General features: G+C 68.7%; 22 protein-coding genes. 8 read left to right on the top strand and 14 right to left on the bottom strand.

The genetic code is table 11. The features are described from left to right. Positions 1 to 580: 580 nt before the first annotated feature. The 4 genes from ACKUB9_RS31175 to ACKUB9_RS31160 all read left to right on the top strand — a co-directional run bounded on the left by ACKUB9_RS31175 (position 581) and on the right by ACKUB9_RS31160 (position 3,092). Complete coding sequence (locus tag ACKUB9_RS31175) at positions 581 to 1,471, top strand: 3'-5' exonuclease (RefSeq protein ID WP_407530052.1); 891 nt, start codon at positions 581 to 583, stop codon at positions 1,469 to 1,471. 235 nt (positions 1,472 to 1,706) lie between these two features. Further along, positions 1,707 to 2,117, top strand: a complete 411-nt coding sequence (locus ACKUB9_RS31170) for a DUF4186 domain-containing protein (protein ID WP_407530050.1) — start codon at positions 1,707 to 1,709, stop codon at positions 2,115 to 2,117. Next, the gene (locus ACKUB9_RS31165) at positions 2,014 to 2,379 is read left to right on the top strand and encodes a hypothetical protein (protein ID WP_407530067.1); all 366 of its coding nucleotides are present in this window, start codon (positions 2,014 to 2,016) and stop codon (positions 2,377 to 2,379) included. Before ACKUB9_RS31170 ends, ACKUB9_RS31165 begins: the two co-directional genes overlap by 104 nt. A 212-nt stretch (positions 2,380 to 2,591) precedes the next feature. Next, positions 2,592 to 3,092: a Ros/MucR family transcriptional regulator gene (locus ACKUB9_RS31160; RefSeq protein ID WP_407530048.1), complete on the top strand. Its 501-nt coding sequence runs from the start codon at positions 2,592 to 2,594 to the stop codon at positions 3,090 to 3,092. Positions 3,093 to 3,405: 313 nt separating this feature from the next. On the opposite strand, the gene ACKUB9_RS31155 is transcribed toward ACKUB9_RS31160, so the two are convergent. The 13 genes from ACKUB9_RS31155 to ACKUB9_RS31095 all read right to left on the bottom strand — a co-directional run bounded on the left by ACKUB9_RS31155 (position 3,406) and on the right by ACKUB9_RS31095 (position 15,840). After that, the gene (locus ACKUB9_RS31155; RefSeq protein WP_407530047.1) at positions 3,406 to 4,458 is read right to left on the bottom strand and encodes an NAD(P)H-dependent flavin oxidoreductase; all 1,053 of its coding nucleotides are present in this window, start codon (positions 4,456 to 4,458) and stop codon (positions 3,406 to 3,408) included. 102 nt (positions 4,459 to 4,560) lie between these two features. Continuing rightward, positions 4,561 to 4,791: a tautomerase family protein gene (locus ACKUB9_RS31150; RefSeq protein WP_407530045.1), complete on the bottom strand. Its 231-nt coding sequence runs from the start codon at positions 4,789 to 4,791 to the stop codon at positions 4,561 to 4,563. A 16-nt stretch (positions 4,792 to 4,807) separates the two neighbouring features. Further along, positions 4,808 to 5,518, bottom strand: a complete 711-nt coding sequence (locus ACKUB9_RS31145; protein WP_407530043.1) for an SDR family NAD(P)-dependent oxidoreductase — start codon at positions 5,516 to 5,518, stop codon at positions 4,808 to 4,810. A gap of 155 nt (positions 5,519 to 5,673) precedes the next feature. Continuing rightward, positions 5,674 to 6,597 (bottom strand): LysR family transcriptional regulator, encoded by a 924-nt coding sequence (locus ACKUB9_RS31140; protein WP_407530041.1) that lies wholly within the window; start codon positions 6,595 to 6,597, stop codon positions 5,674 to 5,676. Positions 6,598 to 6,926: 329 nt separating this feature from the next. Beyond that, positions 6,927 to 7,754 (bottom strand): cobalamin-binding protein, encoded by an 828-nt coding sequence (locus ACKUB9_RS31135; RefSeq protein WP_407530040.1) that lies wholly within the window; start codon positions 7,752 to 7,754, stop codon positions 6,927 to 6,929. Positions 7,755 to 8,016: 262 nt separating this feature from the next. Then, positions 8,017 to 9,018, bottom strand: coding sequence for a zinc-dependent alcohol dehydrogenase (locus ACKUB9_RS31130; protein ID WP_407530038.1), 1,002 nt, complete (start codon positions 9,016 to 9,018; stop codon positions 8,017 to 8,019). Between the two features lie 24 nt (positions 9,019 to 9,042). Continuing rightward, positions 9,043 to 9,810: an SDR family NAD(P)-dependent oxidoreductase gene (locus tag ACKUB9_RS31125; RefSeq protein WP_407530037.1), complete on the bottom strand. Its 768-nt coding sequence runs from the start codon at positions 9,808 to 9,810 to the stop codon at positions 9,043 to 9,045. Beyond that, positions 9,811 to 11,124, bottom strand: coding sequence for a sulfopropanediol 3-dehydrogenase (gene hpsN, locus ACKUB9_RS31120; protein WP_407530035.1), 1,314 nt, complete (start codon positions 11,122 to 11,124; stop codon positions 9,811 to 9,813). Positions 11,125 to 11,192: 68 nt separating this feature from the next. Further along, complete coding sequence (locus ACKUB9_RS31115) at positions 11,193 to 12,242, bottom strand: ABC transporter substrate-binding protein (RefSeq protein WP_407530033.1); 1,050 nt, start codon at positions 12,240 to 12,242, stop codon at positions 11,193 to 11,195. After that, positions 12,239 to 13,510: a DegT/DnrJ/EryC1/StrS family aminotransferase gene (locus ACKUB9_RS31110; RefSeq protein WP_407530031.1), complete on the bottom strand. Its 1,272-nt coding sequence runs from the start codon at positions 13,508 to 13,510 to the stop codon at positions 12,239 to 12,241. The genes ACKUB9_RS31115 and ACKUB9_RS31110 overlap by 4 nt, the downstream gene beginning before the upstream one ends. After that, positions 13,500 to 14,297 carry an ABC transporter ATP-binding protein gene (locus ACKUB9_RS31105; RefSeq protein ID WP_407530030.1) on the bottom strand — a complete coding sequence of 266 codons (798 nt, stop codon included), beginning with the start codon at positions 14,295 to 14,297 and terminating at the stop codon, positions 13,500 to 13,502. The genes ACKUB9_RS31110 and ACKUB9_RS31105 overlap by 11 nt, the downstream gene beginning before the upstream one ends. Positions 14,298 to 14,306: 9 nt before the next feature. Further along, positions 14,307 to 15,095, bottom strand: a complete 789-nt coding sequence (locus ACKUB9_RS31100; RefSeq protein WP_407530028.1) for an ABC transporter permease — start codon at positions 15,093 to 15,095, stop codon at positions 14,307 to 14,309. 4 nt (positions 15,096 to 15,099) lie between these two features. Next, entirely contained in the window at positions 15,100 to 15,840 is a 741-nt protein-coding gene (locus ACKUB9_RS31095) for an ABC transporter permease (protein ID WP_407530027.1), read from the bottom strand. Positions 15,841 to 16,032: 192 nt separating this feature from the next. On the opposite strand from ACKUB9_RS31095, the gene ACKUB9_RS31090 reads away from it, so the two are divergent. Next, positions 16,033 to 17,052 (top strand): LacI family DNA-binding transcriptional regulator, encoded by a 1,020-nt coding sequence (locus tag ACKUB9_RS31090; RefSeq protein ID WP_407530025.1) that lies wholly within the window; start codon positions 16,033 to 16,035, stop codon positions 17,050 to 17,052. Between the two features lie 31 nt (positions 17,053 to 17,083). Here ACKUB9_RS31090 and ACKUB9_RS31085 read toward each other — a convergent pair whose 3' ends face one another. Next, positions 17,084 to 17,959: a LysR family transcriptional regulator gene (locus ACKUB9_RS31085; RefSeq protein WP_407530023.1), complete on the bottom strand. Its 876-nt coding sequence runs from the start codon at positions 17,957 to 17,959 to the stop codon at positions 17,084 to 17,086. A gap of 229 nt (positions 17,960 to 18,188) precedes the next feature. Here ACKUB9_RS31085 and ilvD point away from each other — a divergent pair, with 229 nt between their 5' ends. The 3 genes from ilvD (at position 18,189) to ACKUB9_RS31070 (ending at position 21,015) form a co-directional block, all read left to right on the top strand. Beyond that, a complete protein-coding gene (gene ilvD / locus ACKUB9_RS31080) occupies positions 18,189 to 19,859 on the top strand; it encodes a dihydroxy-acid dehydratase (protein WP_407530021.1) in 1,671 nt (556 codons plus the stop codon). A gap of 11 nt (positions 19,860 to 19,870) precedes the next feature. Then, positions 19,871 to 20,605: a haloacid dehalogenase type II gene (locus ACKUB9_RS31075; protein WP_407530019.1), complete on the top strand. Its 735-nt coding sequence runs from the start codon at positions 19,871 to 19,873 to the stop codon at positions 20,603 to 20,605. A gap of 245 nt (positions 20,606 to 20,850) precedes the next feature. Then, positions 20,851 to 21,015 carry a hypothetical protein gene (locus ACKUB9_RS31070; RefSeq protein WP_407530017.1) on the top strand — a complete coding sequence of 55 codons (165 nt, stop codon included), beginning with the start codon at positions 20,851 to 20,853 and terminating at the stop codon, positions 21,013 to 21,015. Positions 21,016 to 21,019 lie beyond the last annotated feature (4 nt).

Genomic DNA, 21,019 nt, shown 5'->3' with positions numbered 1-21,019 from the left:
TGCTGCCCCGTGTTCGATTCGAGCGGCTCCGTCACCTGCGCTTGGCCATCACCGACACCTTCGCGGCGGGATCAATCCGCATCGAGGTCACAGGTCATTGTGGTGGATGGGGCACCTCCCCCGAACCGCAACCCATAAGTACCGGGTCCACCCAGGAGGAAGAGGGATGCGAGATTCAGGGATCAGCACCGCAGGGTGTCACGTGCGTCTCCGCAAGAAGCGGCGTGTTCGCCGAACGGCACCAAGGACGTTCCGTGATCTGCACGCGAGCCAGCCTGACCGGGCAAGCTCTCAAGCTCAGGGCGAGCGCGGCAGCGGCTTCCCTCGCGCCGCTGACGCCATCGCCGGGCCGGCCCCTACCGGCGGCAATGAGGTCGTGGTGAACCACGTCCTCGTCTGAGCTCGGATCACCAGATGCCGTCAAGCCATCGAGGCCTTCGGCGGCCCACATGCTGTTCCGGGCACCGCTGTGTCACGGCCCAGGATCGACGCTGAAACCGCCTCGCCTACGGTTAAGCTTCGGTTAAGAGCTTGACGGCACGGGTGAGGGTCCAGGAAGAACGAAGCCGGGACCGCGCGCGTGAACCAGCCCCTCGACAGCATCGCCGCCGTGCTTGAGAGCACGGGCAACTACCGCGTGCTGCGTCGGCTGGAGCCGCTGGCCGCCTGCCCGGATCGGCCTGACGAACCAACCTTCATCGGCTTGGTGCTCGACGTGGAGACCACCGGCACCGACTTCGCTGCCGACGAGGTGATCGAACTCGGCATGCTCAGGTTCGAGTACGGCGCGAGCGGGTGCATTTACCGCGTGCTCGACACCTTCAACCAGATGCGGCAGCCCAGCCGCCCCATCCCGCCGGAGATCACCCGACTGACCGGCCTCACCGATGCCGATGTCGCCGGTCAGCGGATCGACGATGCTGCGGTGGCACGTTTGGCTGCCGATGCGAGCGTGGTGATCGCCCACAACGCCAGCTTCGACCGGCAGATGTGCGAGCCGCGCTGGCCCGTGTTCCGGGAGAAGAACTGGGCCTGCTCCTGTCACCAGATCCCCTGGCGAGCGGAGGGTCACGAGGGCATGAAGCTCGGCTACCTGCTCACCGATCTCGGCTTCTTCCACCGCGGCCACCGTGCGGTCGACGACTGCCACGCCCTGCTCAGGCTGCTGGCTACGCCTCTTCGCATCTCTGGCCAGCTCGCGTTGTCTGCCCTGCTGGAGAAGACGCGACGGTCCACCGTGCGGCTCTGGGCGCAGGGCTCCCCGTTCGAGGCCAAGGCTATTCTGAAGGCGCGCAGCTACCGCTGGAGCGCGCGTCGCCGCAGCTGGTACATTGACCTGGACGAGGCGCAGATCGAGATCGAGCGTACCTTTCTCAGCGAGCAGGTGTTCGGCCGTCCTGTCCCGGGGCTCCCGGCCGATCGGTTCACGGCACGTGATCGATTCTCGGCCCGCGCCAATCCGGAACTCTGAGCCGCCCTATGCCTGAGTGGCCAGCTTGTCGCGCCGGTCCCACTTCCCGGCCGGCGAGCAGCTGCCTACGATTCGAAACGGGTCAAACGCCTTGACGATGGCGCGATGGCCATGTTTCGCCACCTGCTCGGCCTGACCATCCGGCGCACGGCGATCCTAGCACGTGGGATGTAGGATGCTGAACCTTCGCGGCCGGCAAGGTAAGTGGTTTGAATCGGGCTGATTTGGTAAATAAATGCGGAAGCTCGATGACATTTTCGACCGGCTCCAGCGCTCAGCATTTCGGCAGCGCTTCAAGCTAACGCCTGCTGAGCTGAGGTATCTCCACGACAAGGGATTGCCGACCGTCCTTGCACATGCGCAGGACTTTGTGGCGCAGCGTCTAGCGCCGGCCGGTCCAAGGAACGATGGCAAGCAGACGCCTCTTCGTGGCCACCCGGCCTTTGTCGCTCAGCTCGCCACGGCAACTTGTTGCCGGAGCTGTCTGTCCAAGTGGCACGGAATACCCTTAAAGCGAGAATTGAGCATGGCTGAACAGAGACATGTTGTTGAGGCAATCGCGCGCTGGCTACGAATGCAAGATGTTGACGTGCGCGGCAACGGAGATCCAGCATTTCCCGAACTCCCGCTTTTCCGCCGACTGTGAGCTGCTTGAGGCCGCCATCATCGCCGCCGGGTTAACCGGCAAGCGGACCGAAGACAGCTTCGAGCGTGCGAAGCTCGTCATCCATGGCCTTGATCAGACTGGCGGCCACAATGGCACCGTTCTTCGGGCCGGAACTCCCCCGAACGGAGCCGCTGCGCCCGGACCAGCTGATCAGAAAGGACAGCGGCCAAGTCGGCGGGTTGTCTTCCCGGCCGCCGGTCGTACCGCCAACCGCAGCGTCGGACTGCGCGACGGCTCATAAAGCTCAGCTGCTGAACGAGAGAACACCGGCTCGGCTCGGGACTCTGTTCGCGTGAGCGTCCTCAGGTCCGTCAGTACGGGGCGCCGGAAGAATGCAGCTGTCGCGATGACCGCAGACGCACATGCTCATTTTCTACAGCAAGCTTCACCTGCCATATTGACGTAGCAGACCTCATCGTCCCACGTTGCAGTCCGTCGACGTTGGGAGCACCTATGAGTGAAGAAGCTGCGGCTGACCACATCGAGTTGGTCAGTGACATCGTTTCGGCCTACGTGTCGAACAACAACGTGCCACCAGGCGAGCTGCCCGGGTTGATCCGGAGCGTCTACCAGAGCCTCGGCAGCCTCGGACAGCCCGCTGAGCCTGAGCCGGTGAAGCTCACGCCGCCCGTGCCGATCAGGAAGAGCGTGACACCCGACGCCATCATCAGTCTGGAGGACGGCAAGGCTTACAAGTCCCTGAAGCGCCACCTCACCAAGCACCGCCTCACGCCGGCTGAGTACCGCCAGAAGTGGGGTCTGCCGGCCGACTACCCCATGGTGGCGCCGAACTACGCCGCGCAGCGCTCCGAGCTGGCCAAGGCTACGGGCCTGGGCCAGCAGCGTCGGAAGGCTGCTGCGGAGAAGCGCGCAGTCGCCGATGCGAAGGTGACGGCGCCGGCTACGCCGACGAAGGGTCGGGGCCGGCCGAAGAAGGCTGCGGCCGCCGAGTAACGGTGATGGCGGTCGGCAAGGCTTCGTCAAGGAACCTTGCCCTGTCGTTCACCGCGCTCCTTAGCTGACGGTTCAAGGTTGCCTCGTACGATGCCCTCATGACTTCGGGGCTGGGAGGCAGAACCCGAGGCGACCGGGCAACGATCCGGCTCAGCAGAGACCACGACGTGGGAGATGGCCCCGTTGCGCCGGCAGAGCCCGGTGCCGGGGCCTTCTTCGTATGTGGACCAAGTCTGGTTCGCTACCCGGGCAAGCCCCGCCCCAATCCTGGGCCGAAGGGGGCTCCCGGAGCCGTATGAGAAGGGATCATCGCTCAAGCGCTTCCGCCGGCAAGCGTCCGCGTCAGAGCGGCCGCGGACATTGGCCGCGCGAGCGGGAAGGCTTGGCCGGCCCAAAGGTTGGTGAAGTCGTCGCGGCCAGCGGCCTCGGCGGCACTACGCAGTGGTCCCAGCGCCGTACCAGCCGTCGGAAAGGCCGGGGCGAGATCAGACAGGGGGCCGAGATCCGCCATGAGCCCGTTGACGATGCCGCGCGCCGGCCGGCCAGTGAACAGGTTGGTGATTGCGGTAGGTCGGTTCGGGCTTTGGAGCGCCTTGCAATACACCTCCGAGATCTTCGCTTCGGATGTGAAAAGGTAGGCGGTGCCGACCTGCACGGCGGCCGCGCCCAGCGCGAAGGCCGCCTCTACGCCGCGCCTATCGGCAATGCCTCCGGCGGCGATCACCGGCACCGAGACGGCGTCCGCTACTTGCGGCACCAGGGCGAAGGTGCCGACCTGTTGCGACATCTCGGTGGTCAGAAAACTGCCTCGATGCCCGCCCGCCTCGGCACCCATGGCGATGACGGCGTGGACACCCCGGTCAGCGAGCCACTGGGCTTCCGCCACGGTGGTCGCAGAGGCCAGCACCTTGGCGCCTGTGCGTTTGACCCGATCGAGCAACACGGCCTCCGGCAGACCGAAGTGGAAGCTGACCACCTCCGGCCGGTAGGCTTCAACAACATCGCATGCGGCATCGTCGAAGGGCCTGCGTCCGCTCGGGTTTAGCCGCATGCCGGGGTCGAGGCCGGCTTCAATGTAGTACGGCGAGAGACATCCCAGCCAAATACCTTGCCGGGCACCATCCTCGGCCGGGTTCGTGTGACAAAAGAAATTGAGGTTGATCGGGCGCCGCGTGCCCGCGCGAACCCTGTCCAGCGCTGCCCGGAGATCGTTTTCCGCATATTGTGCGCTCGGCAGAGAGCCCAGGCCGCCAACCTCGCTCACGGCGACGACCATCTCCGGCGTCGTTGCTCCGGCCATCGGCGCCTGGATGACCGGCAGATCGATACCGAGAAGGTCCAGGAGTTGCGCCTGTTTCGACGCCATGGCCGCGATTTCCTTCAATGTCGAAGCGTTGAGATCCGTGATCGAGCCGCGACCGCCCCAGTGTTCAAGGCATCGGGCAGTCACCGACCCATGTGGGGACGCTTACCGGGAGCTCCGTCGCTTGCGAAACTCGGTCACAGGCAGGCCACCCCAGCCCCAGTTCTCCAAGTCCACTTCCTCAATCACGACGAATGTCGAGTCGAGCGGCTTTTGCAGGACATCGAGCAGGAGCTGACTGACGCCAGCGATGAGCGCGGCCTTCTCCTCGGCCGTAACCGATGACCGGCCCGGACCGGATCCTTCCTTCGTGACCTGTATGGTGACGATCGGCATGTAGTCCTCCCAAGCGTCAGTAGCCGGCACTCTGCCCGCCGTCGACGTGCAGGATCTCGCCCGTCACGAAGGGGGCCTGTTCCAGGAACAGCACGGCGTCGACGACGTCTTGGATCTCTCCTAGCCGCTGCATCGGGTGAAGGCCGGACAGGAATGCGTGCGTCTCGGGCGCGTGCATCGGCGTTCTGATCACGCCGGGCGAAACCGCATTCACGCGAATGCCTTTCGTGGCGTACTCAACGGCGAGTGCCTTCGTGGCCGAGTTGATGCCGCCCTTGGTGAGGTTGGCAAGCGCGGTCGGCACGCGGCTGGTCGGATTGTCAGCGAGGCTCGTCGTGATGCTGACGACGTGACCGGACCCCTGGCGCAGCATCTCCGCCGCAACCCGCTGGGTGATGAAGAAGAACCCCGCCACGTTGGTTGCCATCTTCGTCTGGAACTCCTCCACCGTGTAATCGGTGAATGGCTTGGCGATGAAGATGCCGGCGTTGTTGACGAGCGTATCGATCCGACCGAAACGAGACAGCGCCTCCGAAACGACCCGTTCGGCGGTCGTCGGCTCACCAATGTCCCCGGGTACCGTCAGGATGTCTGGATCAGTGCTCGGCCGGATCGAGCGCGACGTAGCCACGACACGGTAGTCCCGATCGCGAAAGGCCTTGATCAGCGCCGCGCCGATGCCCTGCGAACCACCAGTGATGATTGCCACTTTACGATCGTGACTCATGGTATTTCCTCGCGATGTTCGAGAACCACCGATTTGCGGGTCACCGACCGTGGTGGTCGGTGAAGATTATCTTGCCGCGGACGGCGGCGAGGAATGCTCGACGCTCGGCAGACATTCTTGCGTGAAGCGGAACAATGCCCGCTCGATCCGGCGGCTCAAGGTCTCTCTGCCGTGAGCCTCGCGAAGGCCGTACGCAGGCGCGGGACGGCGAAGTCGAGGAAAGCGCGCACCTTCGGCAGCGACTGGCGGCCCTGCGGCATGAGGAGGTTTACGGGCATCGCCGGCGGCTCCGCGTCCCGCAGCACCAGTTGAAGGGACCCGTCGTGAAAGCGTTCGGCCACATGGTAGCAGTAGAGCCGGGTCACCCCAAGCCCGCCGACCGCGGCGCCCAGGGCCGCGCGCACGCTGTTGACCACGAGCCGTGGCTTGAACGAAACCGACCGAGCGATCGGGCTGCCCGCCGCCGGCGGGAACACCCAAGCCTCCTGCCCGAAATGCGTGGTTGTCACGATGCGGTGCTTGGCCAAGTCGCCCGGCAGTTCAATCCGCGGGTGCAGGGCGAGGTAGCGCGGTGAGGCTGCCACCACACGCCGGACGCCCTCCCCTACCTTGACGGCCATCATTGACGAGTCCGGCAGTTCGGCAACACGCAACGCGATGTCGATCCCCTCCTCGACGAGGTTGGCGTTGCGGTCGACGAGAACGAGATTGACCGAGACGGCGGGGTAGGCCTCCAGATAGGCATCGATGATCGGGCGCAGGATCTCTTCGCCGCTGATCGGCGGCGCCGTGATAGTCAGCAGGCCCCGGGGCGTGACTTGCTCGCCCGCGGCGACCATCTCGGCCTCCTGCAAGTGAACGAGCACCCGGCGGCACGCGGCGGCGTAGCGCTCGCCAACCTCGCTCAGCTTGATTGTGCGCGTGGTACGATGGAGCAGGGGCGCACCGACTTGCTGTTCGAGAAACGCGATGGCCCGACTGACCGCGGCGGGCGAGCGGCCGAGCAGCCGCCCCGCTCCAGCGAGGCTTCCCTCGTCCAGGGCGGCGACGAACACCCGCATCGCGTCGATCCGGTCCATTTGGTCATCGTCGTCAAGCCTGCGGCCCACGATCAGACAATCGCCGTCCTCATTCAAGCACGGCCACACGGCGATGAAAGTGCTGGTGCGCGCGCTCTGTGGCCGCCCACCTGTGAGGAACACCTGTTAGGAAAATCAACGCTTTGCGTAGGCTTCCCAAGCTGAATGTCGTCGGTTCGATCCCGATCGCCCGCTCCACCACCTCCGCAGAACCGAACAGCTCTTCAGCGTGACGGAAGGCGCCCTCGATGGTGCCAAGACGTCCACGTCAACCAGCGTTCGACCGATCCACGCCGTGCCGTCTCGGCACGGGCGCGGCTCGTCGCAGGTCAGGGCATCGAACGGCCCTTCCGCTCGTCACCCTCACCTGATGTCACCGGCGTTCCGAGAGCCTGCCGGATGGCGTCGAGGCCGTCGGTCAAGGCTGCGGGACCGGGCTGCAGGATCAGCGGCGACTTGATCTCGACGATCCGCCCCTGCGCCACGGCCGGGATGGCGGCCCAGCCCGGGCGCCCCGCGATGCGGGCGGGCACGACCTTCTTGCCGCACCAGGAGGCGAGAATGAGCTCCGGCGCTGCGGCGATGACGTCCTCCGGCGAGACGATGCGGTCGACCGCCGCCGCCCGACCGGCACGCTCCGGAAAGACGTCCTCGCCGCCGGCGATGCGCACGAGTTCCGAGACCCAGCCGATGCCGGAGATCAGCGGTTCGTCCCATTCCTCGAAGTACACCCGTGTCCGCGGACGCCCGCCCGCCTCCGCGGCCACCTGGGCGAGCCGTTCCTCGTAGCCCCATGCGAGGGCCTCGGCCCGGTCACCGGCGCCCACCAGGGCGCCGAGGGTGCGGATCATCGCCAGGATGCCGGCCAGATCCCGTTGGTTAAACAGGTGGACGGCGAGGCCCGCCCGCGCGAGATCGGCCGTGATGCCGGCCTGCAGGTCCGAGAAGGCGAGGACGAGATCGGGCTCGAGGGCGAGGATCTTCGGGATGTCCGCGCTGGTGAAGGCCGAGACCCGCGGCTTCTCGCGCCGGACCCGCGGAGGCCGGACGGCATAGCCGGAGACACCGACGATCCGGTCCTGCTCGCCCAGCAGGTAGAGCGTTTCGACGGTCTCCTCCGTCAGGCAGACGATCCGCTCAGGCGGATAGCGACGCATCGGAGCCCTGCCTCGGATTCGTACGGTTCACTCCCGACGTGAATCCCTCAGATCCGTCGACAAGGCNGATCCGCTCAGGCGGATAGCGACGCATCGGAGCCCTGCCTCGGATTCGTACGGTTCACTCCCGACGTGAATCCCTCAGATCCGTCGACAAGGCTAGAGCATTTTCCGACGAAGTGGATGCCGGTTCGTCGCAGAAAATGCGGCAAAATCAAAAACCTAGAGCAGGCTTCACGTTTCGACCTGATCGAAGCCTGCTCTAGGCGCCGGGCAGCAGGATGATCTTGCTCGCTGCCGTTCGGCCTTCATCGAGGTCGGCGAAAGCCGCCGGGCCCTCCGCGAGCGGGCGTTCCTCGTACCAGCCCAGCGCGCCGAGCCCTCCTTCGGCCAGAGCGTCGACCGCGTGACGGAAGTCGGCCGGAGTGTAGCAATAGGCACCCGTCAGGGTGATCTCCTGCAGGGTGATCTTGCGCAGGTCGAGGCCGTCCTGGCCGGGCAGCAGGCCGACATGGACGATCACCCCCCCTGGTCTCACCAGGGCGCAGGCCGCCGCGCGTGTTCCCACCGCGCCCACGGCATCGATCACGAGATCGACGCTGCCCTCCGCGGGCGCGCCGGAGGCGCCCGGCGCGTAGACCGCGAACCCCTCCCCGCGCGCGATGGTCTCGCGGCGCAGCCCGTTCGTCTCGCCGATCCGGATCGCGGTCGCACCGAAGCGGCGGACGACGAGGGCGGCGGCGAGCCCGATGGCGCCGCCGCCCAGGATGACCACGCGCGACGCGGCCAGGGGCTGATGAAGCTTGTCCGCGCCGATCCGGACCGCGTGCCAAGCCACCGCGATCGGCTCCGCCAGCGCCGCGCGCTCGATCGGGAGGTCATCCGGGACGGGGACGAGGTTGCGCTCGGGAATCCGCACCAAGTCCGCGAAGGCGCCGGGTCGCGGCGGCATCGAGATGATCTGACGCGTCGGCGACAGGTGCCATCGCCCCTCCATCGCGTAGGGACAGGACGGATCGACCACGAGCGGGTTGATCGTCACCCGCTCGCCCGCACGGGGACCGGACACGATCCGGCCCGCGGCCTCATGGCCGAGGATCAGGGGTGGCGGCCGACGGCCGTCGAAACCGTGATAGGCGTGCATGTCCGAGCCGCAGATGCCCACGGCCTCGACCCGGACCAGCACCTCGCCGGGCTCCGGCGCCGTGTCCGGCTCGTCGCGGTACACGAGCGTGTTGGGGCCGGTATAGACGAGCGCCTTCATGCGCCGCTCCTCGTTGAGGTCGAGCTATTTCGCCGTGAAGCCGCCGTCGACGGCCAGCGTCTGCCCGGTGACGTAGGCGGCCGCCTCGGAGGCCAGGAACACGGTCGCGCCGGCAAGGTCCGAGAGCTCGCCGTTGCGCCCCATTGCGGTCTGGGCCGCGTTCCGGGCCACGCGCTGCGGATCGCCGAAGACCGGCGCCGTGAGTGGCGTCGGGAAGAAGCCGGGGGCGATCGCGTTGCAGGTGATCCCGTGGCGCGACCATTCCTCGGCGATGGCGCGGGTGAGCTGGAGGACGCCGCCCTTCGCGGCACCGTAGGGCGCGCTGTCGGCGAAGGCGCGCCAGCTCTGCAGCGAGGCGACGTTGACGATGCGGCCGAAGCGCCGTTCCGCCATGCCGGGCGCGAAGGCCTGGGTCAGCAGGAACGGCGCCCTCAGATGCAGGGCCATGTGCAGGTCGAAGGCCGCCGCCGTGACCTCCTGGAAGGGCTGGCGGAGGTTGACCCCGGCGGCGTTGACGAGGATGTCGACCGCGCGCCCACCGGCCCCCGCGCGGACGATTCCCGCGGCGTCCGCCTGCGAGAGGTCCGCCGGCAGGGTGGCGGCGGCGATCCCGTCCTGCCGGAGCGCCTCCTGCGCCGCGGCGAGGTCGCCCGATCGTCGCGCCACCAGGATGACGTCGGCGCCAGCCAGCCCGAGCGCCCGCGCCATGGCGAGCCCGATGCCGCTGCTGCCGCCGGTGATGAGCGCCGTCCGGCCCGTGAGGTCGAACAGGTGGCCGAGACGGAAGGCCATTCACGCCTCGACCGGGCGACCGAGGTCCACGGGCGCGCCGGGCGCGTACTTGGCCATGCGCACGTCGCTCGTGCGGGCATGGGCCTCCATGCCTTCCAGCCGCGAGATCCGGGCCGAGACGGGGGCGAGGGCCCGGCACGCCTCGCGGCTCATCCGCTGCCACGTGAGCGGTTTCAGGAACTTGTGGACCGACAGGCCGGCCGAGTAGCGTGCCGCCAACTTGGTCGGGAGGATGTGGTTGGGACCCGACACCTTGTCGCCGAAGGCCACGTTGGTCTCCTCGCCGAGGAACAGCGAGCCGTAATTCGTCAGGTTGGCGTGCCACCAGTCGAGGTCGGCGCACTGCACTTCGAGGTGCTCGCAGGCATAGTCCTCGGAGACCTGCACCATCTCCTCGCGCGTGTCGCAGAGGACGACCTCGCCGTAGTCGCGCCAGGCGGCCTGTGCGGCGTCGCGCGCCGTCGCCGGCAGGGCGTCGATGAGCTGCGGGACGAGCGCGGACACCTCCTGGGCGATGCGCTTGGAGTCGGTGATGAGCCAGGCCGGGCTCTCGTGGCCGTGCTCCGCCTGGCCGACGAGATCGGTGGCGACGATCAGGGGATCGGCCGTGTCGTCCGCGATCACCGCCACCTCCGAGGGGCCGGCGAAGACGTCGATGCCGACCTTCCCGAACAGCATGCGCTTGGCTTCCGCGACGAACTTGTTGCCGGGGCCCACGATGATGTCCGCCGCCTTGCCGGTGAAGAGGCCGAAGGCCATGGCGGCCACCGCCTGGACGCCGCCGAGGCACATGACGACATCCGCGCCCGCCACGGACATGGCGTAGAGCACGTGGGGATGGATGCCCTGGCCCTTGTAGGGGGCCGAGCAGGCGATGACGGTCTTCACCCCCGCGGCCTTGGCGGTCGCGATCGACATGTAGGCGGAGGCGATGTGGGCGTAGCGCCCCGCCGGCACGTAGCAGCCCGCCGTGTTCACGGGAACGAGCCGCTGGCCGAGGCGAAGCCCGGGCGACAGCTCGACGGCGAAATCCTGCACGGAGGCGCGCTGCGCCTCGGCGAAGCGGCGCACCTGCGAGGCGGCGAGCTCGATATCGTCCTTGATCGCCTGCGGCACCTCGCGCACGCGCTCGGCGATCGCGGCCTCGTCCATGACGATCGGGCCCGACCAGCCGTCCAGCTTCAGGGCGTAGTCGCGCACCGACTCCTCACCCCCGGCCTCGATCGCCGCGAGCATCTCGCTGACGACCCTGCGCGCGGCGTCCGTCTCCGTCTCCGGTGTCTTCGAGGCCTTCTTCAGGTAGGCGATGGCCATGATGCAGAGCCTTCTTGAGAGGTGAGGCTGCCGGTGCGGACGAGAGATCCCGTCCGCACGGGCGCGGCTTACTTCTTGTCGAACTCGGTCGCGAAGGCGCGCAGCTTCGGGTCGCTCGCGACGCGCTTGAGGTATTCGTCCGAGATGTAGCCCTTGGGCTCCGGGTTCGCCGGGATGGTGCCGACCTCGGTGATGAACTTGCCGATCTCGCCGAACCAGCCGTCGACCGTCGAAGCCTTGCCGTCCCGCGCCATGATCTTCAGCTGCTCGTCGAGCCCGAAGGTCGGCCGCAGGGCGAATTCCTGATCCATGGCGCGCGGCGTCACCTCGAGCCCGCCCTGCTTGTAGAAGTCGAGGGCGAGGGTGCGGGCCTCCTGCGGGTTGGCCTTGGCCCAGGACCAGCCGCGCAGGAAGACGGCGAGGAACCTGGCGACGTCCTCCGGCCGCTCCTTGGCGAAGTCGGCGCGCGCGACGAGCGCGCCCGGCACGGCAGCGCCCGCATCCGCACCCGAGCAGAGATACTTCGCGTTGGCGCGCTCCTCCAGCGTGTAGGTGTTGGGCGCCCACACCCCGGCGACATCGCCGTTCTGCGAGGTGATCGCGGTGATGATCTGGGCTTGGCCGAGATTGACGAACTGCATGTCGTTGGCGGCGAGCCCCATCTTCACGAGGCATTTGCGCGAGGCGTAATCCGCCGTCGAGTTCGTGGTCAGGAGCAGGCGCTGGCCTTTGAGCGAGGCGGGATTGGCCTTCACCTTGTCGAACCTGTCGCCGCGCACCATCATGGCGTTCGCCTTCGACTCGTCGTTGGTGATGCCGATGGTCACGATGTTGAAGCGCACCGCGCCGAGCACCGCGGGGACGGAGCCCGTCCCGCCGACATCCCACGACTTCGACGGCGCCGCGGCCATCTGCGGCGCGCCGGCCGGGAAGGTGGTGAAGTTCGGGGCGAGCCCGACCTCCTTCCACCATCCCTTCACGGTGGCATAGTGGAAGGGCAGCGCCCAGTAGAGCGAGGGCTGATAGCTGACGCCGATCGGCGTCTGCGCCTTGGCCGTCGACGGCGCCGCCGCGGCGACGGCGGTCGCCAGCATGAGACCGCAGAGTTCTCTCTTCATGGCTCCCTCCCTTGGGACGACGATCGAGACGGCGTCGCGCGATGCCGGCCGTCTCTTCTTGCCGCGACGACCGCCTCGATCGCGTCGCGCACGATCTCGGCGATCAGGTCGCACTCCGCATCCGTGAGCGACAGCGGCGTGCGGATGTCGCAGAGCTGCGCCAGCACGCGATGGGTTTGCGTGAGCGGTCCCTGATCGCCGGCATAGCGCCAGTGCCGCGGCGCGCTGGTGAAGCCCGCCTGGCGCGCCGCTCCGAACCATTTGATCGGAAGGCCGCGTGCTTGAGCCGCCTCAAGGACGGCCTCCATCGCGTCCGCGCCCAACCCCAGGACGCAGAACTGGATCGACGTCGCCGAGTAGGCGTGATCGCCGCCGCGTTCGGGCACGCGCAGGTGCTGGGAGCGCACGAGCCCGGCAGCAATTCGGTCGTGGATCCGGTTCCATCGCTCGGCCCGGCGCGGCAGTTCGGCGAGCTGGGGCCGCAGGATCGCCGCCGAGAGCGCCGACATGCGCATGCTGAAGTTCGGGACGTGGTCACTCAGCGCCTCGAGGACGTCGGGCCCCGGCGTGCTGAGATGCTGTCCGTGGAGCATGTAGCTCCCGGAATGCAGGATCGCCCGCCCCGCCATGACGGGATCGTCCGTGACGAGGAAGCCGCCCTCGCCGGCATTCAGGTGCTTGTAGGTCTGGGCGCTGAAGGCGGCCGACACGCCGAAGGTGCCGATCGTCCGGCCCTTGTAGGACGCGCACAAGGCGTGGGCGCAGTCCTCGACGAGGGCGATGCCGTGCCCCGTGCAGATGTCGAGCACCCGGTCCATGTCGGCGATGTGGCCGCGCATGTGGGAGAGGAGCAGCACCTTCGCGCCGGAGGCGGAGGCCTTCCGCACGAGATCGTCCGGATCGATCACGCAGTCGCGGCCGATCTCCACCACCACGGGCTTCGCCGCCGCGTGGAGGATCGCCCCCGGGACCGGGGCCAGCGTGAAGCCGTTGACGAGCACCGGATCGCCCGGCGCGACGCCGGCCACCTTCAGCGCCAGGAACATCGCCGCGCCGCCCGAATTCACGGCGACGCAGTAGCGCCGACCGACGAAGCCGGCGAACTCCTCCTCGAGCCGGGAGACGTCGCATTGATCCGCGCCCATCTCGCCGTAGCGAAACAGGCGCCCCGATCGCATCAGCTCGAGCGCGCGCGAGATGCCGGCCTCCGGGATCGCCTCCGGCTGGGTGAGATCGCGGGCGAGCCGCGGCGGCAACTCAGGCGCCATGCGGGCCCTTCTCCTCCCGCAGCGAACGCCAGATCTGGGTCCGCAGGTGCACGAAGGATTCGAGGTCCATCACGTCCTCGATCTTGGCGTGACGGTCCCAGTTCTCGGCCAAGCGCACCGGCTTGACGTCGAGCACCTCCTTGATGCGACCCGGACGGCGCGTCATGATCGCGACCCGGTCGGCGAGGTAGACGGCCTCCTCCACCGCGTGGGTGATGAAGAGCACGGTGCGCGGGTTCCGCCGCGCCAGGCGGACGAGCTCTTCCTGCATGACGACGCGGGTCTGCGCGTCGAGCGCCCCGAACGGCTCGTCCATCAGGAGCACCTCGGGATCGAGCACGTAGGCGCGGGCGATCGCGACGCGCTGCTGCATGCCGCCGGAGAGCTGGTGCGGGAACGCCTCGGCGTGGCTCTCCAGGTTCATGAGCTTCAGCGCACCCGCGATGCGGTCGCTCCGCTCGGTTCGCGGCAGGCCCTTGTTGCGCAGCCCGAGATCGATGTTCTCGCGCACCGTCTTCCAGGGAAAGAGCGCGAATTGCTGGAAGACCACCGCGCGATCGGGACCCGGGCTCGTGATCTCGCGCCCGTTGACGCTGACCGACCCGGCGCTCGGCGCCTCGAAGCCCGCGACCATCCGCAGGCAGGTGGTCTTGCCGCAGCCGGAGGGGCCGACGATGGCGACGAACTCCTTCTCGCCGATGACGAGGTCGATCCCTTCGAGCACCTTCATGCCGCTCGTCTTGGGGCCGAACACCTTGTCCACCTTGTCGAAGCGGATCGATCCCATCGCGTCCCCTCACGCCTCAAGGCCACGGCGGCGGCGCAGCCAGGCTTCGCCCTGGCGCAGCAGCACGTCGATCAGCATGCCCACGAGCCCGATCGCGATCATTCCCGACATGACCGTCGTGGTCTGAACGCTGGCCTGCGCCTGCACCATCATGAAGCCGACGCCCGCGGCGGCCACGATGAGCTCGGCGCCGACGAGCGACTGCCAGCCCAGGCCGGCGGCGACCCGCAGCCCCGCGATGATGGAGGGCACCGCCGCCGGCAGGAGGATCTCCCGGATCATCCGCAGATCGCTGGTGCCGAGCATGCGGGCCGCCTCGATGAACCGGGGCTCCACGAAGCGCGCGCCGCGATACGCATTGATGAGGCAGGGCGGAAAGGCGCCGGCGAAGATGATCATGACCGGTCCGCCGATCCCGGTGCCGAACCACAGCGCGGCGAAGGGCACCCAGGCGATCGGCGCGATGAAGCGCAGGCCGTCGAAGATCGGCGACACGATGTCGTCGAGGAGCCTGAACCAGCCCATCAGCAATCCGAGCGGGACCCCGATCGCGGCCGCCAGCAGCACGCCGTAGGCGTAGCGCTTGAAGCTCGATGCGAGATGCACCGGCAGGGTCGCTCCGGCGAAGGGCGTGGTGAGGAGCGAGACGAAGCGCGCCGCCGTCTCCAGCGGCGTCGGCAGGAACTGGGGGGAAACGAGGCCGGAGACCGACAGGAAGGTCCACAGGCCGAGGAAGAGCGCGACCCCGAGGAGACCCCAGGCGACACTCTGTCCGATGGTCAGACGCGCACCGTTCATGGCGTCAGTCCCTCGCCGCCACGTTCCAGGCGAGGGCGCGCCGCTCGACATGGCCCAGAAGCCAGGTGGTCGCCCAGCCGAGAAGGCCGACCGTGACCATCCCGACGAGGATCATGCCGGGATAGATGTCCTGCTGGGCGACGTTCAGAACGAAACCGACGCCGACCAGCGCGCCGACGAGCTCGGCCGCCACGAGCGTCGTCCAGGCGGCCTGCAGCGAGAGCCGCAATCCGGTGAAGATCATCGGCAGGGCCGCGGGCATGATGATCTCCTGCACGAGACGCCAGCGCGGCGTGCCGAGCATGGAAGCGGCCTCCAGGACCGGGCGGTCGATGTTGCGAACCCCGGTGAAGGCGTTGATGACCGACGGCACGAACGCGGCGAACCAGATGACCATGATCTTCGCGGCGTCGCCGAGCCCGAGCCACAGGATCGCGAGCGGGATCCACGCCAGCGGCGGGATCGGGCGGATGAAGAGGAAGATCGGGTTCATCAGCGCTTCGGCGCGGCGGCTCCAGCCCATCCAGAGGCCGAGGGGCACCCCGGTCGCGATCGCGACGAGGAAGCCCATGACGACGAGCGCCGTGCTGTGCCACGCGTGGTTGAGCAAGGTCGCCCCGGCGTAGCCTTTCCCGCTGATCTGGAGAAGGGACGCCCAGAACTCGCCCGGCGCGGGAAACCGGCCGCCACCGATCGTCCCGGTGAGCGTGGTCAGCCAGAACCACAGCGCCACGAGCGCCGCCATGGTCGCGAAGCCGATGACGACTCGTCGACTGATGTCAGCCTCCCCACCATCGCGCTTCGATGAGAGCGCTTTCAGAAATTGATCGCATCACCGGGGAAGGATTGTCAACCGCTGCAGGCGAGAATGCGCCTTGTGCGACGGCTGCGGCCGTGTCATCGGGTATGAAAATCCTTTCATCCGGCCGGTCGTGGTATGGTGGCGCGCAAGGTCAAGCTCTCGGATGTGGCGCGCCGCGCGGGCGTCTCGCCGGCCACGGTCTCGCGCGCGATCTCCCAGCCCGACCTGCTCTCGGCCGCGACGCTGAAGCGCGTGCGCGCCGCCGCGCAGGCTCTCGGCTACGTTCCCGATGGCGCGGCGCGGGCGCTCGCCTCGGGCCGGTCCATGACGATCGGCGCGATCGTTCCCACCCTCGACAGCACGATCTTCGCCCGCTTCCTGCAGTCGCTTCAATCGACGCTGGCGCGCGACGGCTATCAGCTGCTGGTCGCCTCCCACGAGATGAATCCCGCCGCGGAGACCGAGGCCGTCCGCATGCTCCTGGCGCGCGGCGCCGACGGTCTCATCCTGGTCGGTGCGGATCGCCCGCGCTCGACCCTGGACCTCCTGCGCACCGGAGGCGTGCCGGTCGTTCTCACGTGGTGCGGCGCGCCGGACTTCGCCTGCGTGACGGTCGACAACGAGCGGGCCGGCTACTTGGCGGCGCAGCACCTGCTCGACCTCGGCCACACGCGCATCGGCATGGTCACCGGACGCCTGTCCTTCAACGATCGGCAGCGGGCGCGCCTCGCCGGGGCACGGCAGGCGATGCGCAAGGCGGGCCGCGAGATTCCGGATTGGCGCGTCAACGAGCAGGACCTCTCGCTCGCCGGGGGGCGCATCGGCTGTGCGGCGCTGCTGCAACTCGACACGCCGCCCACCGGCATCATCGGGACGATCGACCTCCTGGCGATCGGGTGCCTGCAGGAGGCGCGGGCGCGCCGGCTCACTGTCCCGACCGACCTGTCCATCGTCGGCATCGACGATGTCGACATGTCCGCCTATCTCACGCCGTCGCTCACGACGGTGCACATTCCGACCGGGCGCATCGGCCAGACGGCGGCCGCGATGGTGGTCTCCCTCCTGGAGAATGGGGAGGCGCGGACCCACGTCGATCTGCCGATCGAACTCGTCGTGCGCCGCTCGACGGCGCGAGCCGGTGGCGAGGCTCGATGATGGTGTTCGTGCCAGCCTTCAGCGCATCGCGTCAGTTCCGTCGCAGAACGACCTCTCCGACCACGTTCGTCAGGAAGTCGGCGACGCTCCGCACCGCCGGCGGCATCCGCCGCGCCTGTGCGACGAGCGCGAGTTCCGTCGGGCGCGGCTCATCGAAGCCGTCCCGGGGGGTGAGGCGGCGGTGCTCCGGCAGGAGCGCATCCTCCGAGAGCAGGCTGATGCCTAGCCCCGACGCGACCGCGGCCTGAACCCCCATCAGCCCCTGGCTGGCGTAGGCGATCCGCCAGGATCGTCCCTGGCGCTCCAGCGCGTCGATGATCCGCGCGCGGTAGATGCAGCCGGGCGGGAAGACGGCGAGCGGCACCGGAGCGGCCTCGATCCGCGCCGTCCGTCCGGCGATCCAGAGCAGCCGCTCCGGCCAGACGGCCAGGCTCGAGCCCTCGCCCGGCTCGCGCTTCACGAGCGCTAGGTCCACCTCACCGGCCTCCAGCCGGCGGCGCATGTCGGCCCCCCAGCCGCTGATGGTGTCGAGGCGGATCTGCGGCGCTTCGCGGGCGAAGGCCGAGAGGATCTCGATCAGGCGCCGACCGGCAAAGTCTTCCGGAACGGCGAGCCGCACGGTGCGGGGCGCATCCGGAGCCCGCAACGCCTCCTGCACTTCCGCGGAGAGGGCGAGGATGCGCCGCGCGTACCCGAGCAGAAGCTCGCCGGGCTCGGTGGGCTGAGCACCGCTGCCGGTCCGGTCGCGGGTCAGCAGCTGGCGGCCCGCCGCGGCCTCGAGCTTGCGGATCTGCTGGCTGACCGTGGATTGCGTCAGGTTCAGCCGTTCGGAGGCGCGGGTGAAACCACCCGCATCGACGACGGCCACGAAGGAGCGGAGCAGGTCCGCGTCGAGCGGAGGCATCATCGCATTTTCCACTGATAGGCAGTCAGATATTTAATTTCACACTGACTCGGTCGCGGGTCAATGTGCCGGGCGTCAGGAGGCGATCCGGTCCCGGCTTCCGGCGCGGGGCCCACGGCCGAACGCTGGGACTACCGGCCTGATCCGTGACGCTGCCGGCGGCGGTCGCAGGCTCCGTCGCTTCCATCCCCCTTCGCGGTCGCCGCGCCATCGCGCGGCGAGAGGAGAATCCATGTCTCGCGACCTGCGCAGCCGCCGCCAGTTCCAAGGCGTCACCCGCTCCCTCCAGCGCGCCTGGATCAAGGGAGCCGGCCTGACCGACGCCGACCTCGACCGTCCGCTCGTTGCGGTGGTCAACACCTTCCAGGACTTCTCACCGGAGAACGCGCATCTGCGGCGCGTCGCCGACGCGGTCAAAGCCGGCATCTACCGGGCCGGTGGGACGCCGTGCGAGTTCAACGCCTTCCATGTCACGGACAGCGAGACCTTCGCGTCGGAGGGCATGCGCTACGTCCTGCCGAGCCGCGACGTGGTGGCCGATCTCATCGAGCTGATGGTGCAGGGGCACCGCTTCGACGCGATGGTGCTCCTGCCCTCGGGCGACAAGGTCGTACCCGGCATGGTCATGGCGGCGGCCCGCCTGGATCTGCCGAGCGTGCTGCTCTACGGCGGCCCGACGCCGGTCGGCCGCTGGCGGGGCCGCAAGGTCTTCCTCGAAACCGTCTACGACGGGGTCGGCGAGGTTCTGCGCGGCTCGCTCTCGCGCGCGGATCTGGCGGGGATGGAGGACGCGCACTTCCCTGGCCCGGGCGCCTGCGACACGGCCACGTCCGGCAACACGGCGGGCCTGTACACCGAGGCGCTCGGCCTCGCCCTGCCGGGGACCGGGACGCTGGCTGCGGGGTCGAACGCGCAGCTGCGCGCCGCGCAGGCCACCGGCATGCAGATCATGCGTCTCCTGGAGGAGGATGTCCGCCCGTCGAGCCTCCTGACGTCGGCCGCCTTCGAGAACGCGATGCGGGTCGGCATGGCGGTGGGCGGCTCGACCAACATGGTCCTGCACATGATCGCCATGGCGCGTGAGGCGGGCGTGGACGTGTCGTTCGAGACCTGGGACCGGCTCTCGCGCGACACGCCGACCCTGGTCAAGCTGGCCCCGTCCGGCCCCTGGGGCGTGACGGAACTGGGCGAAGCCGGCGGCGTACCCGCCGTGATGAAGGCGCTCGGGCCGCTGCTGCGGCGCGAGGCCCGCTCGGTCGCGGGACCGACGATCGGCGAGATCGCCGACGCGGCCACGATCCTGGATTCCACCTGCATCCACACGGTGGCGAACCCCGTCGAGGCCGAGGGCAGCCTGTACATCCTGCGGGGCACGCTCGCGCCCGGCGGGGCGGTGGTGAAGGTCTCGGGCGTCGCGAGGGCGATGTGGGACGTCACCCTCACGGCGCGCGTGTTCGAGGCCGAGGAGGAGGCGATCGAAGCTTTGCGGGCGGGCCGGATCGGGCCGGGGACCTGCATCGTCATCCGCAATGAGGGCACGAAGGGGGGGCCGGGCATGCGCGAGATGCTTGGGGCGACGTCGGCGCTGATCGGCGCAGGTCTGGGCGAGAGCTGTGCCCTGGTCACCGACGGCCGGTTCTCGGGGGCGACCCACGGCCCGGCGATCGGCTACGTCACGCCCGAGGCCGCGCGCGGGGGGCCGATCGCCCTGGTTGAGGATGGCGACCGGATCGCGATCGATCTCGATGGGCGCCGGCTCGACCTCCTGGTGCCGGCCGACACGCTCGAGCGCCGCCGAGCGGCCTACGCCGCACCTGCCCCGCGCGTATCGCGCGGCTACCTGAAGTTCTACGCCGATCACGTCGCCCCGGCCTCCGAGGGCGCGGTGATGCCCCGCTTCTGAGGAGACGGCTCGTGACGCATTCCCCGGCACCCCGGCCGACATGGCTGACCTTCGACTGCTACGGCACCCTCATCCAGTGGGACGAGGGCCTGCTCGCCGCGGTCTCGCGGATCCTGGCCCGACACGGCCGGGCCGAGATCGACCCCGGCCGGCTGATCGCCGTCTACGACCAGCACGAACACGCGCTCGAGCAGCAGCAGCCACACCGCAACTTCCGCACCGTTTCCGGCGAGGCGCTCCACCGCGCGATGGGAGAGTTCGGGCTGCACTGCGGCCCGGCGGATGCGGAGATCCTCACCGGCAGCATCTCCGCCATGCCGCCGTTCCCGGAGGTGCCGGGAACGTTGCGACGATTGAAGGAGGCGGGATTCCGCCTCTGCATCATCAGCAACACGGACGACGCGTTGATCGCGGGCAACGTCGCTCAACTCGGCCCTCCGGGCACGATCGACCGCGTGGTGACGGCGGAGCAGGCCGGTGCCTACAAGCCGCAGGCGCGCATCTTCGAGCATGCCTGGCAGGCGATCGGGGCTGGCCGCGACGACATCTGCCACATCTGCGCCAGTCCCCATCTCGATCTGGTGGCGGCCCACGGCCTGAGCTTCCGCTGTGTCTGGGTGGACCGCGGGACGGGACGCCAAGCCCCCCAGGGCTACCAGCCGGAGGCCATCGTCGGGACGCTCGACGGGGTACTGGAGCGCTTCGCGAGCTGGCGCTGGCTATCGGACGACGGCGCGGCTCCCTGACCGGCTGACATGTCCCCTGCGGCGGGAGCCAACTCGGGAACCGACCCAACCGTCTGGCTCTGGACGGGCTATGCCGACCGTTTGCCAGCAGGCGGCCTGCCAGCGGCGGCTCACCGCCCTGTCCAGGGCGATTCGCCCCGCATGCAGCCGTCGCATATCCGATCTGTGGCATGTGGTATACCAACGTCCGTTGTGCAGTGCGATACACCGCTCATCGCAGCCGCACACACCACCGGACGCCCACCATGACGATCGCCCTCCTCCTCGCCGGTCTCGCTGCCGTCGCCGTCGGGCCGGCGCTCGCCCTCCTCACCGACCGCCTCGGCCTCGCGGCGCCCGACGTCGAGACCGCCGGCATGTTCGTGGCCGTCAACGACAACGCCCAGACCTCGCTCCAGCGCGCCGCCTGAGCGA

The organism is Methylobacterium oryzisoli, from assembly GCF_046557895.1.
GTDB lineage: Bacteria > Pseudomonadota > Alphaproteobacteria > Rhizobiales > Beijerinckiaceae > Methylobacterium > Methylobacterium oryzisoli.
Note: the sequence above shows the minus strand (reverse complement) of the source record. Positions and strands in the feature narration are given on the sequence as shown.

Bases quoted from the DNA above. Each gene is read 5' to 3' on its own strand.
- ACKUB9_RS31170 (WP_407530050.1), top strand. From the start codon at position 1,707: ATGCGGAAGCTCGATGACATTTTCGACCGGCTCCAGCGCTCAGCATTT.
- ACKUB9_RS31165 (WP_407530067.1), top strand. From the start codon at position 2,014: ATGTTGTTGAGGCAATCGCGCGCTGGCTACGAATGCAAGATGTTGACG.
- ACKUB9_RS31160 (WP_407530048.1), top strand. From the start codon at position 2,592: ATGAGTGAAGAAGCTGCGGCTGACCACATCGAGTTGGTCAGTGACATC.
- ACKUB9_RS31155 (WP_407530047.1), bottom strand. From the start codon at position 4,458: ATGGCGTCGAAACAGGCGCAACTCCTGGACCTTCTCGGTATCGATCTG.
- ACKUB9_RS31150 (WP_407530045.1), bottom strand. From the start codon at position 4,791: ATGCCGATCGTCACCATACAGGTCACGAAGGAAGGATCCGGTCCGGGC.
- ACKUB9_RS31145 (WP_407530043.1), bottom strand. From the start codon at position 5,518: ATGAGTCACGATCGTAAAGTGGCAATCATCACTGGTGGTTCGCAGGGC.
- ACKUB9_RS31140 (WP_407530041.1), bottom strand. From the start codon at position 6,597: ATGGACCGGATCGACGCGATGCGGGTGTTCGTCGCCGCCCTGGACGAG.
- ACKUB9_RS31135 (WP_407530040.1), bottom strand. From the start codon at position 7,754: ATGCGTCGCTATCCGCCTGAGCGGATCGTCTGCCTGACGGAGGAGACC.
- ACKUB9_RS31130 (WP_407530038.1), bottom strand. From the start codon at position 9,018: ATGAAGGCGCTCGTCTATACCGGCCCCAACACGCTCGTGTACCGCGAC.
- ACKUB9_RS31125 (WP_407530037.1), bottom strand. From the start codon at position 9,810: ATGGCCTTCCGTCTCGGCCACCTGTTCGACCTCACGGGCCGGACGGCG.
- hpsN (WP_407530035.1), bottom strand. From the start codon at position 11,124: ATGGCCATCGCCTACCTGAAGAAGGCCTCGAAGACACCGGAGACGGAG.
- ACKUB9_RS31115 (WP_407530033.1), bottom strand. From the start codon at position 12,242: ATGAAGAGAGAACTCTGCGGTCTCATGCTGGCGACCGCCGTCGCCGCG.
- ACKUB9_RS31110 (WP_407530031.1), bottom strand. From the start codon at position 13,510: ATGGCGCCTGAGTTGCCGCCGCGGCTCGCCCGCGATCTCACCCAGCCG.
- ACKUB9_RS31105 (WP_407530030.1), bottom strand. From the start codon at position 14,297: ATGGGATCGATCCGCTTCGACAAGGTGGACAAGGTGTTCGGCCCCAAG.
- ACKUB9_RS31100 (WP_407530028.1), bottom strand. From the start codon at position 15,095: ATGAACGGTGCGCGTCTGACCATCGGACAGAGTGTCGCCTGGGGTCTC.
- ACKUB9_RS31095 (WP_407530027.1), bottom strand. From the start codon at position 15,840: ATGGCGGCGCTCGTGGCGCTGTGGTTCTGGCTGACCACGCTCACCGGG.
- ACKUB9_RS31090 (WP_407530025.1), top strand. From the start codon at position 16,033: ATGGTGGCGCGCAAGGTCAAGCTCTCGGATGTGGCGCGCCGCGCGGGC.
- ACKUB9_RS31085 (WP_407530023.1), bottom strand. From the start codon at position 17,959: ATGATGCCTCCGCTCGACGCGGACCTGCTCCGCTCCTTCGTGGCCGTC.
- ilvD (WP_407530021.1), top strand. From the start codon at position 18,189: ATGTCTCGCGACCTGCGCAGCCGCCGCCAGTTCCAAGGCGTCACCCGC.
- ACKUB9_RS31070 (WP_407530017.1), top strand. From the start codon at position 20,851: ATGACGATCGCCCTCCTCCTCGCCGGTCTCGCTGCCGTCGCCGTCGGG.